This window comes from Pseudomonas sivasensis, assembly GCF_052938085.1.
This window is the reverse complement of the sequence record NZ_CP176442.1, coordinates 4,195,548-4,212,329: the sequence shown is the minus strand read 5'-3', so window position 1 is coordinate 4,212,329 and position 16,782 is coordinate 4,195,548. Positions and strand designations below refer to the sequence as shown.

The window sequence follows — 16,782 nt, the reverse complement described above, 5'->3', positions numbered from 1 at the left end:
TAGAATTGTGCGGATGCAAAAATGCCAACGACCGCCGGAATTATCCGGCGAGGCGCTGAGAGTCAGTGGCGTAGACGTAACCGGAAAAAAGCCTGCGCGCGGTGCGTACGACGGACGCTTGAATTGTCTCACCGTTGACGCCGGTGTAGGACAATACGACATCAATTCCGCCGCTCGGGTGTTCGATACGCACCGCTTCAAGGCGCGGCGTACTGATCCCGCCGAGCATCTGCGCGACGATGCTGCCCTCTATCACGCACGCGGTCGCTAAACCAATCGAGCCCGTAATGGCCAGCGCGCGGTGGCAGCTGTGTGGCATGAAATAGCGAACCTGAATCGTACCGCCGGCTTTCGCAGGCGACACCAGGACCGGCTTGGGAATTACCTTGTTGCTGACATCGCCTAAGCCCATGGCCAAGCCGGCCTGAAGCCGCAGTGTCTCAAGGCGTCGCAGGAAGTCTTTATCAGCGTCCAGTTCCGCAGGGGTCTCATCGCCACGCTTGCCCAGTTGGCTGGCCTCGACGAGCACCATGGGCATCGCCATGTCGATACAGGTCACCGCAATGCCGTCGATGACGTCTTGCGTGTTGCCGGTGGGAAAGAGTTTGCCAGTCTTGCTGCCGGCTGCATCCAGGAAGGTCAATTGCACCGGCGCTGCGGTACCGGGCACGCCATCAATGGCGGTATCACCCTCATAACTGACTTTGCCATTCGGTGTGTACACCTCGGAATGGATGAACGTCCCAGTGTTTACGTTGCGAATACGCACACGAGTGCGCTCTTGGGTGGCTTTGACCAGGCCCTGTTCGATGGCGAACGGGCCAACCGCGCACAGCATGTTGCCGCAGTTGGGTGCGCTGTCGACCCGGCGTTGTGAAACCATCACTTGAACGAACAAGTAATCAACGTCCGCATCCGGGTGCAGCGAAGGGCTGACAATCGCAACCTTGCTGGTTTGCGGATTGCCACCGCCAATTCCGTCGATCTCCAGTTCATGGCCGGAGCCCATCAGGTTGAGTAGCAGTTCGTCACGGGCCTCAACGGCTGCGGGCAAGTCCCAGTCGAGAAAAACCGGACCTTTTGAGGTACCACCACGCATCAGCACACAGGGAATTCTTTGCATGACACTGACTCTTGTTGATCAATCGGTGTAATTGATGTTCTTGGAGCAAGAGTCTCAAGCTTTAAAAAATGTTTCAAATGCAAAAATTGAAGCGATTATTGCGTTTTGCGAATGATAAATTTACGCTGAATTTCTTTTTGACGCCTTCTGCTGACGAGATAAGACATGGAATATGAGCTAAACGATATCCGATCATTCGTGAAAATCGCCGAACTTGGGAGCTTTCACGAAGCAGCTGATGCCTTGCACCTGTCTCAACCCGCACTCAGTCGGCGGATAAAAAAGCTGGAAGAGGGGTTGGGCACCGCATTGCTTGATCGCACCACGCGCAAGGTCAGCCTCACGAGCGTCGGCCGTGACTTTCTTCCAAAGGCACGTCGGTTGCTGGACGACTTCGATGAGTCGATTCTCAATATCCGTGAATTGGCCGAACGCCAGATTGGCCGTGTCACCCTGGCGTGCATCCCTACTGCCGCATTCTATTTTTTGCCCTCAGTGATCCGCCTGTATAACGAGCGCTATCCAAAAATCCGCATCCGTCTACTGGATTTGAGTGCCAATGAGGGGCTTGAAGCGGTACTGCGCGGGGAAGCCGACTTCGGTATCAATATGATGAGTGGGCAGCACCCGGACATTGAGTTCGTCCCATTGGTCAGCGAACCTTTTGTATTGGCGTGCCGGCGTGATCATGAATTGGCCGGACGCAGTTCGGTCACCTGGTCTGAATTGAGCGATTACCGTCTTATCGGGGTAGGGCGCCTGAGCGGTAACCGGATGCTGCTCGATCACGCGTTGTCTGGCTTGAGTTGGCGGCCGCAATGGTTCTACGAAGTCCAGCACCTCTCTACTTCGCTGGGGCTGGTGGAGGCTGGGCTGGGGGTTTCGGCGATGCCGAGCCTGGCCATGCCGGCGGAAGATCATCCCACTTTGGTCAGCGTCCCGTTGATCGAGCCAGTGGTAAACCGCTCATTGGGCCTGGTCTACCGCCGCGGGGCATCGCTCTCGCCGGCAGCGGAAAAATTCGTCTCAATACTGCTTGAGCAGTGGCCGCAATGAGCCATACGGCGAGTATTTTTTCTCAAACACGACGCGGCTCGCCCTCGGCAATCTTGCGCATCAGGCTCAGGTAGCGACTCGCTGCCAGCCCCAGGGGGCGGTTCTTTACCCAGATGATATCGACCCATAACCGCATCTGACTTGGCATGTAGTCAAACACCACCTCCGTCAATGCACCCGAAGTGATTAAGGGTTGTACCAGCGGCTGTGGAAGATAAGCCCAGCCCAATCCTTGCTGCACCAGGTCCAGCGTTGCCAGGTAATTGTCGCTGTGCCAAATGCGCCGTGACAGCACAACACGTGGATCAGAGTCGGTAGGTCCTCCAGTGGCCACGATGATCTGCCGAACGTTGACCAGTTGCTCTTCACTTAAGGGGCTTTTCTTGCCGGCGGCGGCAGGATGATCAGGAGAGGCAACGGCCACCAGCAACTGGCTTCCCGCCTCAAGAAACGTCTCGCGCTCGTCGAGCCCTGGTCGTTCAAATCCAAGTGCCAATTGCACACGTCCCTCATGGAGCATGCGCATCGCTTCCGGATGGGACGCGGAGCGAATCTCGATTTCAAGCGTGGGGAACTCGCTGGCGATAATGGACAGCGGACGATTCCATACGCCTGTTTGCAACTCCGGCGCCATCGCAAGGACCAGGCGCTCCTCCAACCCTTGATGAAGCTGGAGAGCATGGGCGTCCAGCAGGTTTAGCTGGCTGGCGACCTGTCGTGCCTGGGGCTCAAGTGCTTTGGCGGCGGCCGTAGGAATGGCTTTGCGGGTTGATCGGTCAAAAAGCAATAAATCCAGCTCTGCTTCAAGCTGCGACACCGCCATGTTGATGGCCGAGGGTACCCGGCCCAATTTGCGTGCGGCGGCAGAAAAGGAGCCGCTGTCGACAACCGCAAGGAAAACTTTCAGTGACTCACTGGTAAACGCCATGGTGGTTGTCAGATTTTCTGATGATGATCGTCTTTATTTATCAGATTTATTAGCCTAATTTCCACTTCCATTACAAATTAAGTACGTGGGGAACACCATGTTAAATACTGATTTGAGGGGGCAAGTGGCACTTATCAGTGGTGCCGGAAGTGAAGCGGGTATTGGTATGGCGATCGCACGCAGGCTGGGTGCAGCGGGCGCGAGATTGATCATCACCGCTAGCAGCAACCGCATCGAGGATCGAGTTAAAGAGTTACTCGCAGAAGGGTTTGAAGTTGAAGGCCGGGCAACTGACCTCACCGATGAACGTCAGGTGCGTGAATTCGGCCTATGGGCCGCGTCAGTCTGGGGGTGGGTCGATATTCTGGTGAACAATGCCGGTATGGCCATGCAAGGAAGCCCTGAAGTTTTCTCGGAATTGGCAACGATGGAACTGCATGAGTGGAATCTTTCACTGGCCAGAAACGTAACGACCGCTTTTCTTCTGACACGGGCCGTTTTGCCCGGTATGAGGGCGAGAAGTTACGGGCGCATTGTCAATATCAGTTCCACCACGGGCACCCGAGGGAGCAATCCGGGGGAAGCCGCTTATAGCGCCGCCACGGCAGCGATGGTGGGCATGAACATGGGGCTTGCGCTTGAAGTCGCCAAGCAGGGGATTACCGTCAACAGCGTGGCCCCCGGCTGGATCACCACGGGCTCAACCACGCCCGTTGAAGCCGAGGCGGGGCGCTTCACCCCGATTGGGCGCGCAGGCAGCCCCCGCGAAGTGGCGGCGGCGGTTGCATTTCTGGCATCGCCTGACGCCAGTTACATCACTGGGGAAGTCCTCGTAGTGGATGGCGGTAACTGTCTGGTCGAGAACAAAGCCCCTCACGGCGATTATTAAGTTTGAATACGCTCCAGCGCGCTCAATCCACGATATTGGGCGGGGGGCTATAACCGAGATTTATAAAAGCGCGATGTATCAAAGAACCGTTGAGTTCTTTGAGCTGTATCCGGCTGTCATTCAGCAACGGACTTTTAATTAAGTTGATAATTAACATAGGGTATTGATCATGTCGAAAAGTGGAATTAGTGAATCAGCGATTGCTGCTTTTACCGCCTCCGAGCGTGCCCGGTTTATAGAAAACAACCCAACTTCACTGGCGCTGGCCGAGCGCGCCAAGGCGAGTCTGTTCAACGGTGTGCCCATGCACTGGATGAGCGACTGGTCGATGCCTTCGCCGCTCTTCGTACAGCGTGCAAAAGGGGCGCGCTTCACCGACGTTGACGGGCATGAATACATAGACTTTTGCCTTGGCGACACCGGCACGATGTTTGGCCATTCACCTGATCCTATTGTCCGCGCCATAACCGAGCAGGCGAATAATGGCTTGACCACGATGCTGCCCGGCGAAGACGCGGTGGTCTGCGGCGAGTTGCTGGCTCGGCGATTCAAGCTGCCTTACTGGCAAGTGACCGCCAATGCGACTGACGCCAACCGGTATGTGCTGCGCTGGGCGCGCGCGATCACCCAGCGCAACGTCTTGCTGGTGTTCGATGGCTGCTACCACGGCACCGTGGATGACGTGATGGTGCGCTACCGCGACGGCAAAACAGTGCACCGTTCAGGTCTTGTGGGCCAAGCCTACGACTTGAGCCAATACAGTCGATCCATCCCCTTCAACGATGTCGCCGCACTGGAGGCGGCGTTAGCCCAGGGCGATGTGTGCGCGCTGATGTGCGAGCCGGCGATGACGAACATTGGCATGGTCCTGCCGGATCCGGAGTTCATGCAAAAGTGCCGAGAGCTGACCCTTAAATATGGCAGCCTGTTGGTCATTGATGAGACCCACACTATTTCCACCGGCCTCGGTGGATGCACTCGCCAGTGGGATTTGAAACCCGACTTTTTCGTGGTGGGTAAACCCATTGCAGGTGGCGTTCCTTGCGCGGTGTTTGGCGTTAGCGAACCAGTCGCCTCGGCTATGCGCGACGTCCAGAAGACCATCAGCGAGGAGAGCGGCGGGCATGGCCACAGTGGCATGGGAACGACGCTGTCCGCCAATGCCCTGGCGATGCGTTGCATGCGCGTCAGTCTTGAAGAGGTCATGACAGAGTCTGCATACGAGCACATGTTGCCCCTGGCCTCAAGGCTGGCCCAGGGATTTCGAGAGTTGTTCAAGCGGCACCAACTGAACTGGTCTGTCACAGAGTTGGGCGCGCGTTGTGAGTTTCAATTCTGTGCTACCTCGCCAAGAACAGGCGCGCAAGCCGAGGCGGCTTTTCATGACAGCCTTCAAATGGCGCTGCATCTTTATCTCATCAACCGCGGAATCCTGATCACGCCTTTTCACAACATGACCCTGTGCTGTCCGCAAACAAGTGATGCGGATATCGACAGGCTGATCGCTGAGTTGGATAACGCGCTGACCACCCTGCTTGCCCTACCCGGCGCGCGGGTTATCGCTTCATAACTGCACGTCTGAAAACGCCATTGTTCTTAAATACTGCCAGTCGCTTGAATAAGCGCTAAGAGGTTTGACATGCAATTTGCGGATAAAAAAGAGGCCGTAGATTATCTGGCCGCCCACCCTGAAGTGCTGAGCATCGAGTTGTTCCTTATCGACGCGAATGGCGTTCCACGGGGCAAATTGTTGCATCGCGACGAACTGCTGGCGATCTACGAAAATGGTCGGCCATTGCCAAGTTCCATTCTCGCCTTGACCGTGCAGGGTGAAGACGTAGAAGACACAGGCTTGGTCTGGGATGTTGCTGACGCCGATTGTTGGACGTACCCCTTGGCGGGAAGCCTGACCTTGCAACCCTGGCGTACCAACCCCACCGGTCAAGTGCAGGTGAGCATGCACCCGACCCAAGGTATTCCCGCCGCACCGGCGGACCCGCGCCACGTACTGGTGAACACCATTGAGCGGCTGAAAGCCGATGGATTCCATCCGGTCATGGCCGTTGAGTTGGAGTTCTACCTGCTGGACCGACAACGCGACGTCAACGGTCGGCCGCAGCCGGCGTTGCAGACCAATGGCGTACGCCCTGTTGCTCCACAGGTCTATGGCGTGTACGAGCTGGAGCAACTTCAACCGTTTCTTGATGACCTCTACGCGGCGTGCGCGCTGCAGGGGTTGCCGGTACGTACGGCGATATCCGAGTACGCGCCAGGCCAGGTCGAGTTGACGCTGGAGCATCGTTTCGACGCACTCCAGGCCATTGATGAAGGCGTACGTTACAAACGCCTGGTCAAGGGGGTGGCCAACAAACATGGTCTGCAAGCGTGCTTCATGGCCAAGCCATTCAGCGATCAGGCCGGAAGCGGTATGCACCTGCACGTCAGCCTGGCCGACGAGCACGGGAATAACCTGTATGCGAGCGAAGACCCACAGGGTACGCCACTGTTGCGGCACTCCATCGGCGGGATGATGGAGACCTTGTTTGACGCGCTGGCGATATTTTGCCCCCATGCCAATTCCTATCGACGCTTCCAGACCGGTAGTTACGCGCCGCTGGCTAAAAGTTGGGGCGTCAACAACCGTACGGTGTCGTTCCGCGTGCCCGGCGGCCCTGCCATCAGTCGGCACATCGAACACCGCATTTGCGGTGCCGATGCCAACCCCTATCTCGCCGCTGCCGCGTTACTGGCGGGCATTCACCACGGCATCACTCATCAAAGCGATCCCGGCGCGGCGATTGTGGGGAATGGCTATGAACAGGCGACCGATTTTCTACCCACCGACTGGCTGACAGCGTTGCAGGCACTGCAACGCTCAACCTGGGCACGTGAGGCACTGGGCGCTGAATTCCTGAAGGTGTTCCTGGCGATCAAGTGGCGCGAGTTCCGTCAATTCAATGCTGAAGTCGGAGAGCAGGACTGGCGCTGGTACCTCACTCACGCATGAATATCGACCCGTCAGGACGCCTTGAAACGGACCGCTGAGGCTACCTGACCTTTTTCTTGCGTGGCTGGCGCGTGGCCAAGTGTTCGAAGCAAAAAGAGGCAGTGCCGAACACGGCGATTATGGTCAGCACGATCATGCCTAGGGTTGAGTTTTCCACGATGGGCGTCCTACGTGATGGAGTAGGCGTCCACGGTAGAGTTACGGCGAAAGCGCCTCAATAGACGCGACGCAATCCTTACGACGCCGGGCCCATTATTACGCTCTCTTTACGGTGCGTTGCGGCTGTGGCGGTAATCGCTGACGGCCTCGTACACCGCCTTGCGCAAGCGGTTGATACCACCGATGGGGCGGTGTTCTTCCACGCCGAACCACGGGTTGAATGACTGGTTGTCACACGCCAGGTTCAGTTCAGGTGTATCGAAATCCTGAGCCGGGATTCGCACCTTGGCCACGCTCTCGTAGGGCGCATCGCTTTCTTTCCACTCGATGCTGGTGTCTTCGATCGGCATGAATTTCTGCGGGTTCTGCCGCTGGATCTGCAGCACGAAACACGCCGGCACGCGGTCCGTGGACAACTGCTGGCTCAGGGCGCTGCGCAGGAAGTTCGGCAGGTCCTGGTTCTGTTTGGGCAGGACGTATTCCGGGCAGCTCTGCGGATCGGGCGCGACGCGGAACTTGGCATTCGCCGCGCCGAACTTGTAGGGCGATACCGAGAAATACGTAGTTTGCGTCGGGCTTGCCGGGGCCGGTGCCAGGGTTGCCAGGGCGATAAATAGATGACGCACCTGCCAAGTGCGTGGGTCAGCCTTGGGGAAGAACGCCAAGACTTTTTTGCCATCGGCCTGGGCACCGATGTTCTGCGCGTATTCCGCCACATCGCTGACAAAGAAGTTCGGATGGCTAAACATCACGAAGTCCTGTTCCGTGCGGGTCTGCTGGTCGGCCAGCAGTTGTTTGCCCGGCACGTCCAACAGCTTGAGCGCCATGCCCCGGGCATCGCGAATGCTGTCGAACTGCGGGTAGGCGTTGCCGTTGGATAACCGCATCATGGCCTGCCAGGTCTTGCCCGGTTCGGCGAATACACCCTGGCGTAATGCCGGGTCGAGATCCGCCAGTACGCTGACTTCGGCCTTCACGCAGCCGTGGGCCTTGGCATGGGCATCGCGCAGGTAGCGCGTGCCTTCGCGGTGCTGGTCAACGATGCGCACCGCCGTCTGGATGATGCCCTGAGTCATCGCGGCTTCACCTGCCGGGACGTGTTCATCCGGCGACACCGGCCCGCTGTGCTGCCAGGCATACCAGGCGGTAGCGGCCAGCCAGCCAAGCAAGCCCAGTCCGACCAGCCACAACAGGGTCTTGCCGAGAAACCTACCAATGCGCAGCCACAGGCGGGCGAGCAGGGACGGTTGGTCGTATCGAGATCGAATCATCATGGCAATTGTTGCTCCAGCGGGCCGCCCAGCACTTTGAGGTATTCCAGCAGCGCCCAGCGTTCCTGCGGCTGCAGGCCACGGCCGATGACGCCTTTGCCACGAGCGCCTGCACGGAATTCGTGGCCGCTGTTGTGGTTGCCGGTAATTTTGGTATCGAACAGAAAAGCATTCTTGAACGCCGCAGTCTCGAAGCCGAGATGGCGAGGGTCGTAGTCGAAGGTGCCTTTATAGAACGTGGTGCTGCGCTCGTCCTGGGGCGAGAGCAATTGGTAGATCGTCGGCACCGAACCGTTATGCAGGAATGGCGGGGTGGCCCACACGCCCGCCAGTGGACGGGCCTTGTAGGCACGCAGCTCGCGCACGCCAATCGGAAGGCCAAAACCATCCAGGCGCGGGCGTTCGGCCGGTGTGACACCGGCGGCGCGGTAAGCGTGGTCTTCGACGAAGGCGGTGACATACGCCAGGCCCTTGGCCACGGACATTTTTTTCAGGTCCAGGGGTTCGGTTGGCGTCGGGTGCAGTTGGACATTCAGCTTGGATAGCTCCGCAGGGTCCCATTGCAGGGCGCTTAGGTCATAGCGCTGGTCTGCGATGTTGGTGGCGGTGCCGGGGTCGGTACCGATGTAGTCCACCGGCAGCATTTTCAGTGTCTGCACAGGGCGGCCACCTTCCTGGCTGACGGTGGGCACGTGGCAGCCGGCGCAGTTCTCGGCGAACAGCGCGCGGCCCTGAGCGGCTAGGGGCTTGTCGATAGGCCCGAACAATTCTTCGGGCCAGGTGGGCGGTTTGAGGCGTTGCAGGGTTTCTTCGATCAGGTGGAGGTCGCGCACTCGTACGCTGGACGGGTAACGCGCATCGCCTTGAAGCGGTTGGCCAGCGCCATCGAAAAACGTCAGGGTCGCCCCCACACCGAGCGCTTCGCCGATATTCCGTGCCATCGGTTGCTGGGCCGAGCCGTTCCATTGCACCCAATCGAAGGTCCAGATATCCCACAGCTGTGGGTAGTCCACAGGTGCGTTGGCGACGCGATAATTTTCCGGGGATATGGCATCGCCGAAGCTGGCATTGGCAATGCGGCCAAACGCGTCGGTACGGCCCGGCCCTTCTTCGGTGGGGTAGAGGCCGCGGTGTGTATCGTTCCAGGCGACTTTTAGGAACTTGTTCAGCGACTGCTTGAAGTCCTGGCGCAGTTGGCTGTGTTCGGCGTCGTAACGATCACCCAGCACCTGACGGGCGAAGCGTTCGAATTTCCATGGGTTGTAATAAGTCGCTGCGAGGCTGGCGACCAAGGCCTGGCCAAAGCTGCCGCCGCGTAGTGTCGGCACGCTTGAAGGCAGCACATGCTGTGCCGAGCCGCCGTCAATCCGCAGGGCCTGACCCTTGAAGTGCAGCTCGCCGGTGTGGCAGGCGGCGCAGGTGATGTCCAAGTACTCAACGTTGCTGCCCGCGTTTTTATGTCGGGCAAAACCTACCGGCAGGTTGCCGGGGTTTTGCGCGGTGGGCACTTGCTTGGGATCCACAAGGAAACCGAAGCGCGCCAGGTACTCTGGCGTGGCAAAACGTCCCTCGGAGAACGGCAGCTCCAGGGCGGTGAACCAGTCGTAATGCAGGCCTTTTACCTGGGTGCCTTGGGGCGTGAAGTAATAGGTCTGGCGGTCGGCGGCGCTCCATTGATCCTGATAGTGCACCTGCTCCACGGGCACGTAGTTCGGTAGCTTGGGGTTAACGGTGTAATAGAGCACCACGGCCAGTGATAGGACCAGAATGGCGAATATCAGGAGTAAAACACGGGAAAAAATGCGCAAGATAACTATCCTTGTCGAGTTGTAGCGTTGTTATGCCACTACGCCATAAGTGCGGCAAGTGGCCATGAGCCTTATGAGAGGCGGTCCCGCGATCCGTCGCGGACGCCCATCATGAATGAAAATGCTTTTAAACACGTGAACTTATCGGAAGTTTCCTGCTCACATGCCGGTAGCCATTGGTCGTGGCCGCCTGATAAGCTCGCGACTTTATTCGAATGCCCTATTGGCGCATGAACAAGGAAATAGCATGAAACAGCATCGGTTGGCGGCGGCGGTGGCCCTGGTTAGCCTGGTACTTGCGGGTTGTGATTCGCAGACCAGCGTAGAGCTGAAAACCCCGGCGCAAAAAGCTTCCTACGGCATCGGCCTGAACATGGGCAAAAGCCTTGCTCAAGAAGGCATGGATGACCTGGATTCCAAAGCAGTAGCCCAGGGCATCGAAGATGCCGTTGGCAAGAAAGAGCAGAAGCTCAAAGACGACGAACTGGTTGAAGCGTTCGCCGCACTGCAAAAACGTGCTGAAGAACGCATGACCAAAATGAGCGAAGAGTCGGCAACCGCCGGCAAGAAATTCCTCGAAGACAACGCCAAGAAAGACGGCGTCGTCACCACCGCTTCCGGTCTGCAGTACAAGATCATCAAGAAAGCTGACGGCGCACAGCCTAAGCCGACTGACGTGGTGACTGTTCACTACACCGGTAAACTCACCAACGGCACCACCTTTGACAGCTCCGTGGATCGCGGCAGCCCGATTGACCTGCCGGTCAGCGGCGTGATCCCAGGTTGGGTCGAAGGCCTGCAACTGATGCACGTCGGCGAGAAGGTCGAGTTGTACATCCCGTCCGACCTGGCCTACGGCGCCCAGAGCCCAAGCCCGGCGATTCCAGCCAACTCCGTGCTGGTATTCGACCTGGAACTGCTGGCCATCAAGGACCCAGCCAAGGCTGAAGCTCCTGACGCACCAGCCGCCAAGAAGTAATAGGCGCCTGAACACACAACGCCCCGTCTCGACGGGGCGTTGTTGTTTCTGAAGCACTTACATTGCGGTTTGGGCAAATCCAAACGAACATCCCTGGTCAGTGGCAGTCTGATATAAGGCTAAGGCACCACTAGCCGCACACAACCGCCAAGTCAATGAAATCTTGGGTTTTTTTGATGTGCGCAAAAAACGCCCGATCTGACTGAAAGCCTTTTAAACCGTGGCTTTCAGCCAGTAAAACAGGCTCTGTTCACAAGGTTATCCACAATTTGTGTGGATAACCTTTCTGTTTGATGGAACTGGAGTGACAGATGAAACCACCCTTCAATTTCACCCGTTTCCTACCCATGGCTGCACGCTTGCTGGGCCGTGGGCGCCTGCCGACCCTGCTGTTCGCGGTGGCCGCCAAGGGGTCAAGCCAGGGCAATCGCCTGGGCAAGCTCAAGGATGATTTCAAACTGCTCCAGGCCCTGTGCCTCGCGTACTGGCGGGGAGAGTATCGGGCGATCAGCCCCAAGGCGCTGATCTCGGTGGTAGCGGGGCTGATGTATTTCCTCAGCCCGATTGACGCGATTCCGGACTTTATCCCGATGTTCGGCGTGCTCGATGACATCGCCGTACTTGCGTGGGTCATGAAGACCCTGGAGGGCGAACTGAGCGCTTTTCGCGCCTGGCGTGACGCGCAGCGCCCGGAAAAGCTCGCGGTGGTTGAGCGTTTGCCAGCGACCCCGGCCTTGCTGGCCAAGGAAAACCCGCAAAAAAACGGATGAGGCAGCTATCCCCTGCGACCTTTGTGGCTGTTAGGATTACACTCCTAAGGAAAGAGCTTACTCAGTAAGTGCAGTTATCCTACGGGGCAGTCATGGATATTCAGATAATTTCACGCAATGGCGAACCCGAGTACGCGGTGTTGCCATGGGATCAGTACCAGGCGCTGCTAAAAGCTGCCGGTCAGCAACAGCCTTCACCGCCTCATTCTCCTACTGTCCAAGCCGCACCTGACCAGGACTTGCGCCCGCTCGCAGACCTGCGCGGTTTGCGTGAAACCAAGGGCCTGGCGATTGAAGTGCTGGCTCGCACCGTGGGCATCAGCCCGTCGTATCTCGGATTGATCGAAAGTGGTGAACGTCAGCCGGATGCCGCGATACGACGCAGCCTGGCCTGGGAATTAGGCGTTGCAGGTTGGAGGGATGAATCTTGAGCCTACGTATCAGCCGTCAGCATTGGGATGGGTTACTTAACGAACTGGACCAGGCGCGCCGCCAGCGCCATCTGTTGACTTACCGCGCGCTGCTGGAGCGCCTGCAGTTTCCGACGCCGGCGATGCAAACCCTGGCCGCTGCTCTGGAGCACCTAGCGGCACTGGACGCCAAGGCTGAGCAACCGTTGCGCAGCTCCCTGGTGATCAGCCAGGGCGCCAGCCGCCTGCCGCGTACCGGCTTCTTTGAATGCGTGGAGCGCCTCGGGCGCTTCAGCGGACCCTCCGATGGCGTGGCCGCGGCGTCCTGGCATGCCTCCGAAGTGGTGCGGGTGTTCGAATACGAGTATCCGGAGTCGGCCGAGGCCTAAAGCGTCTGGGGCAACATGTCCATGCTGTCGATCACATGGATGCTGTAACCAGCCACATCCTTGGCATGGTGCTTGGCCTGCGACGCCAATTCCGCCAACTGGCTGGCATCGAGTTGTCCACAGGCCTGTGGATACAAATGCACCACTCCAATCGACAACGACAGCAGCGCAAATTCCTGGCGCACGCCCTGACGGTTCAGCGCTACAAAGCAACCAGCGTCGAGATGCTCGGCGCGGTAGAAACGCCGGCATTGGGTATGGAAGTCATCCAGCAACTGGTTGAGCCGCTTGCGCCATTCCTGTGGCCCCAGCACCAGCAAAAAATCATCGCCGCCGATATGCCCGACGAAGTCGCGGCTGGGGTCGACCCGGTCGTTCAAGCACTGCGCCAGGCACAGCAACACCTCATCCCCACGCCCGTAGCCGTAGATGTCATTGAACGGTTTGAAGCTGTCGATATCCACGTAGCAGATCACTGACTCGCGCTGTTGCTGCAACAGCCGTGTCAGGCACTGCTGGATCGGTACATTGCCGGGCAGCAGCGTCAGCGGGTTAGCGTAGCGGGCCTGTTGGATTTTCAACTCGGTGATCAGCTTAAGCACATCGATCACTCGGCCCAGGCCCAGGTAATCGCCATTGAGCGTGATGATGAAGTCTTCCTCGATACGTTGCCTTGCGCGGCTGGTCAGCAAGCGGCTGACCTGCTGCAGTGACTGGCTCAGCTCCACCGCCAGAAAGTCAGCGCTCATCAAGCGGCTGATGGGTTTGCGAGCGAACAGGTCAGTGGCAAACGGCTTGAGCAGCGCGTCGGACAGCGAATGCCGATGGACGATGCCAACGGGGTGCCCACGCTCATCCAGCACCGCCAGGGAGTTGAGGTTGGCCTGGCGGCGGAATGCTTCCAGCACCTTGGCCGTGGCGGTGCTTTGATCCACTGCCGGTTGCTCATTGAGCAGGGCGCTGAGGTCGCTGCCTTCGTCGTTGAGCGTCACCGTGGTCTGGTCCGGTTTGGGCAACATCAGCCGTGCTTCTTGTGGCGGTTGTTCCTGTGGACGGCAGAGCAGGTAGCCCTGCACCAGATCGACGCCCATCTCAGTCAACACCGCCAGCTCTTCCGGCAATTCAATACCTTCGGCGATGACCTGGGCACGGGAGGCCCTGGCGATTTGCAGGATCGAACCGACAAACTCGCGCTTGAGCGCATCCTGATGAATGCCGTCGATGAAGTGCCGGTCGATTTTCACGTAGTCCGGACGCAACTCCGACCATAAGCGCAGGCTGGAATAGCCGGCACCCAGATCATCCAAGGCAATTGAAAAGCCCATGTTGCGGTAATGGTGCAGGGCGGTTTGCAGCAGGTCGAAATCGTCGGTGGGGGTTTGCTCGGTGAGTTCGATCACCACTTGGCTCGGCGGAATGCCGAAGTCGCGCAGCAGTTGCAGGGTGCGTCCCGGTTGGTGCGCCGTTTCCATCAAGGATTCCGGCGAGATATTCAGGAACAGCTTGCCTGGAAGCTTTTGATCGCTGAAGCGTCGGCACGCGCTTTCGCGGCATGCCATTTCCAATTCGCTGAGGCGCCCGGTTTGCCTGGCCACCGAGAAAAGCGCAACGGGGGAGTGCAGAGGGCTGTTGGACGGGCCACGACTAAGGGCTTCGTATCCGAGGATGCGCCGTTCGGACAGGCAGATGATCGGTTGGAACAGGCTGTGCAAACTGCGTTGAGCCAGGATAGAGCCCAATGCATTCAGCTGTTCGGTCATGGTCATGGTGATCTCGATCGAAAAAAAAGGACCGCAGGCGATAAGCCTGCGGTCCTTCATTTCACGACAGAATGATGTCTATATGATGACACTCTGGGGAGCGATCACATTAAATCGCCATCATTTACTGCTTGGCTACCTGCTTGGTGATTTTCAGGTAGTCCAGCAGGATCCGGCCTGTCTCGGCCAGGTACGCATCGTCTTCCGGCTTGGTTTTATCCGCTTCGGTCGGCAGCGCGTCTTCGTCTTCTTTCTTCAGCTCCTTGAGTGGTTCTTCGCCCTTGGCCTTGCGGCGGACGTTCTCCAGCACAAGCTGCTTGTTTTCGATATCGCTGTGCTGCGCGCGACGGTCCACTTCATTGAGGCTGACGGTTTTTTCTTCCATCAACTTCTTGGCCAGGGCCAGCTTGTCGCGAATAAACACGAACTCTGCATCCATGGCGGAGCGGGTATCGTGGTCAGCTTTCAACTGTGCCAGGAACGGCTTGAATGGATCCGTAGCAGGCTTGATCGCTGGCCGGATGGTGTCCCACGGCATGGCTTCCGGCAGAGCGCTTTCGCCGATTTCCTTGGTGTCGATGATCGACGGGAAATCGATGTCCGGCAGCACGCCCTGATGCTGGGTGCTCTGCCCGGAAACCCGGTAGAACTTGGCCAACGTCAGCTTGAGCTCGCCATGGTTCAGCGGCTGGATCGTCTGCACGGTGCCTTTGCCGAAGGTCTGGCCGCCGATGATCAACGCGCGGTGATAGTCCTGCATGGCGCCGGCGAAAATTTCCGAGGCCGAGGCGGAGAGGCGGTTGACCAGCAGCGCCATCGGGCCTTTGTAGAAGGCGCCCGGGTTCTCGTCTTCAAGCACGTCCACACGGCCGTCAGCGTTGCGCACCAACACGGTCGGACCTTTGTCGATAAACAGGCTGGTCAGCTCGGTGGCTTCCTGCAGGGAGCCGCCGCCGTTGTTGCGCAGGTCGATGACCACGCCGTCGACTTTTTCCTTCTGCAGTTCAGTCAGGATTTTCTTCACGTCGCGAGTGGTGGACTTGTAGTCCGGGTCGCCAGCGCGGAAGGCCTTGAAGTCCAGGTAGAAGGCCGGGATTTCAATCACGCCCAGTTTGTAGTCCTTGCCATCCTGCTTGAGGTTGAGGACTTTCTTCTGCACCGCCTGGTCTTCGAGCTTCACCGCTTCACGGGTGATGGACACGATCTTGCTGGTCTGGTCGTTTGGCGCATTGGTGTGCGGAATCACTTCCAGGCGCACCACGCTGCCTTTCGGCCCACGGATCAGCTTGACCACTTCGTCCAGGCGCCAGCCGACCACATCGACCATCTCTTTGTCGGCCTGGGCCACACCGATGATCTTGTCCGCCGGAGCGACCTGCTTGGTCTTGTCTGCCGGACCGGCCGGCACCAGACGCACGATCTTCACTTGGTCATTGTCGCTTTGCAGGACGGCACCAATGCCTTCCAACGACAGACTCATATTGATATCGAAATTTTCCGCGTTATCTGGCGACAGATAATTGGTGTGTGGGTCGTAGGACATCGCGAAGGTGTTGATGTATGCCTGGAAGATATCTTCTGCACGGGTCTGATCCAGACGCGCCAACTGATTCTTGTAGCGCTTGGTCAACAGCTCCTGAATGGCCTTGGGCTCTTTGCCGGCGATCTTCAGGCGCAGCACTTCGTCCTTGACGCGTTTGCGCCACAGGTCATCGAGGGCGGCGGTGCTGGTCAGCCAAGGGGCGTCCTTGCGATCCACCAGAAGGGTTTCCTTCTGGGTGAAGTCGAGCTTGTCGACGCCTTTGTTCAGCTCAGCCAAGGCGAAATCCAGACGCGCTTTGACGCGGTCCAGGTAGCGCTTGTAGATGGTGAAGCCGGGCTGCAGGTCGCCGCTCTTGAGGAAATCGTCGAACTGGCTCTTCCACTTGTCGAACTCAGCGATATCGCTGGCCAGGAAGTAACTGCGCGACGGATCCAGCAGCTTGAGGTAGCTGTCGTAGATGATCACCGAGCGAGCGTCGTCCAGCGGCGGCTTGCTGTAGTGATGGCGCTTAAGCAACTCGACCACGTTAAGGCTGGCAATCACCTCATCGCGATCCGGTTGAAGGTTGTCCCAGCTGTTGGCTGCGAACGTATTGGTCGACATCGACGCGAAGCCGAGACCAATGAAAAGAGCGAGGGCGGTGCTGGGGAACAGATGCTTCATGCTGATTCGACGCGGGGGCAATTGATA

General features: G+C 58.3%; 14 protein-coding genes. 8 read left to right on the top strand and 6 right to left on the bottom strand.

Translation table 11 applies throughout. From position 1 onward, the window contains the following. Positions 1–40: 40 nt before the first annotated feature. On the bottom strand, positions 41–1,123 hold the full coding sequence (locus ACKZ62_RS19265) for a 4-oxalomesaconate tautomerase (RefSeq protein WP_032885987.1): 1,083 nt from the start codon (positions 1,121–1,123) through the stop codon (positions 41–43). 165 nt (positions 1,124–1,288) lie between these two features. On the opposite strand from ACKZ62_RS19265, the gene ACKZ62_RS19260 reads away from it, so the two are divergent. After that, positions 1,289–2,179, top strand: coding sequence for a LysR family transcriptional regulator (locus tag ACKZ62_RS19260; protein ID WP_032885988.1), 891 nt, complete (start codon positions 1,289–1,291; stop codon positions 2,177–2,179). 22 nt (positions 2,180–2,201) lie between these two features. On the opposite strand, the gene ACKZ62_RS19255 is transcribed toward ACKZ62_RS19260, so the two are convergent. Beyond that, positions 2,202–3,107, bottom strand: coding sequence for a LysR family transcriptional regulator (locus ACKZ62_RS19255; RefSeq protein WP_032885989.1), 906 nt, complete (start codon positions 3,105–3,107; stop codon positions 2,202–2,204). A 97-nt stretch (positions 3,108–3,204) separates the two neighbouring features. Here ACKZ62_RS19255 and ACKZ62_RS19250 point away from each other — a divergent pair, with 97 nt between their 5' ends. The 3 genes from ACKZ62_RS19250 (at position 3,205) to ACKZ62_RS19240 (ending at position 7,003) form a co-directional block, all read left to right on the top strand. Then, entirely contained in the window at positions 3,205–3,996 is a 792-nt protein-coding gene (locus ACKZ62_RS19250; RefSeq protein WP_447095678.1) for an SDR family NAD(P)-dependent oxidoreductase, read from the top strand. A gap of 169 nt (positions 3,997–4,165) precedes the next feature. Beyond that, entirely contained in the window at positions 4,166–5,566 is a 1,401-nt protein-coding gene (locus tag ACKZ62_RS19245; RefSeq protein WP_447095677.1) for an aspartate aminotransferase family protein, read from the top strand. Between the two features lie 69 nt (positions 5,567–5,635). Next, positions 5,636–7,003, top strand: a complete 1,368-nt coding sequence (locus tag ACKZ62_RS19240; protein ID WP_122680070.1) for a glutamine synthetase family protein — start codon at positions 5,636–5,638, stop codon at positions 7,001–7,003. A 266-nt stretch (positions 7,004–7,269) separates the two neighbouring features. On the opposite strand, the gene ACKZ62_RS19235 is transcribed toward ACKZ62_RS19240, so the two are convergent. Together ACKZ62_RS19235 and ACKZ62_RS19230 are read right to left on the bottom strand one after the other, a co-directional pair. Then, on the bottom strand, positions 7,270–8,436 hold the full coding sequence (locus tag ACKZ62_RS19235) for a catalase family protein (protein WP_122755838.1): 1,167 nt from the start codon (positions 8,434–8,436) through the stop codon (positions 7,270–7,272). Next, positions 8,433–10,241, bottom strand: a complete 1,809-nt coding sequence (locus ACKZ62_RS19230) for a di-heme-cytochrome C peroxidase (RefSeq protein WP_032885994.1) — start codon at positions 10,239–10,241, stop codon at positions 8,433–8,435. Before ACKZ62_RS19230 ends, ACKZ62_RS19235 begins: the two co-directional genes overlap by 4 nt. A 247-nt stretch (positions 10,242–10,488) precedes the next feature. Here ACKZ62_RS19230 and ACKZ62_RS19225 point away from each other — a divergent pair, with 247 nt between their 5' ends. From ACKZ62_RS19225 to ACKZ62_RS19210, 4 genes are all read left to right on the top strand, one after another. Next, complete coding sequence (locus ACKZ62_RS19225) at positions 10,489–11,220, top strand: BamJ family beta-barrel-assembly machinery protein (RefSeq protein ID WP_032885995.1); 732 nt, start codon at positions 10,489–10,491, stop codon at positions 11,218–11,220. 311 nt (positions 11,221–11,531) lie between these two features. Continuing rightward, positions 11,532–11,990 (top strand): YkvA family protein, encoded by a 459-nt coding sequence (locus ACKZ62_RS19220; RefSeq protein ID WP_447095676.1) that lies wholly within the window; start codon positions 11,532–11,534, stop codon positions 11,988–11,990. Between the two features lie 92 nt (positions 11,991–12,082). After that, positions 12,083–12,421, top strand: a complete 339-nt coding sequence (locus ACKZ62_RS19215) for a helix-turn-helix domain-containing protein (RefSeq protein ID WP_099603161.1) — start codon at positions 12,083–12,085, stop codon at positions 12,419–12,421. Beyond that, positions 12,418–12,789, top strand: coding sequence for a hypothetical protein (locus tag ACKZ62_RS19210; protein WP_005786715.1), 372 nt, complete (start codon positions 12,418–12,420; stop codon positions 12,787–12,789). Before ACKZ62_RS19215 ends, ACKZ62_RS19210 begins: the two co-directional genes overlap by 4 nt. Here ACKZ62_RS19210 and ACKZ62_RS19205 read toward each other — a convergent pair. Together ACKZ62_RS19205 and ACKZ62_RS19200 are read right to left on the bottom strand one after the other, a co-directional pair. Further along, positions 12,786–14,555 carry a bifunctional diguanylate cyclase/phosphodiesterase gene (locus tag ACKZ62_RS19205; RefSeq protein ID WP_447095675.1) on the bottom strand — a complete coding sequence of 590 codons (1,770 nt, stop codon included), beginning with the start codon at positions 14,553–14,555 and terminating at the stop codon, positions 12,786–12,788. The genes ACKZ62_RS19210 and ACKZ62_RS19205 overlap by 4 nt on opposite strands. Before the next feature lie 118 nt (positions 14,556–14,673). Next, complete coding sequence (locus ACKZ62_RS19200) at positions 14,674–16,755, bottom strand: carboxy terminal-processing peptidase (RefSeq protein WP_177326425.1); 2,082 nt, start codon at positions 16,753–16,755, stop codon at positions 14,674–14,676. Between the last annotated feature and the right edge of the window lie 27 nt (positions 16,756–16,782).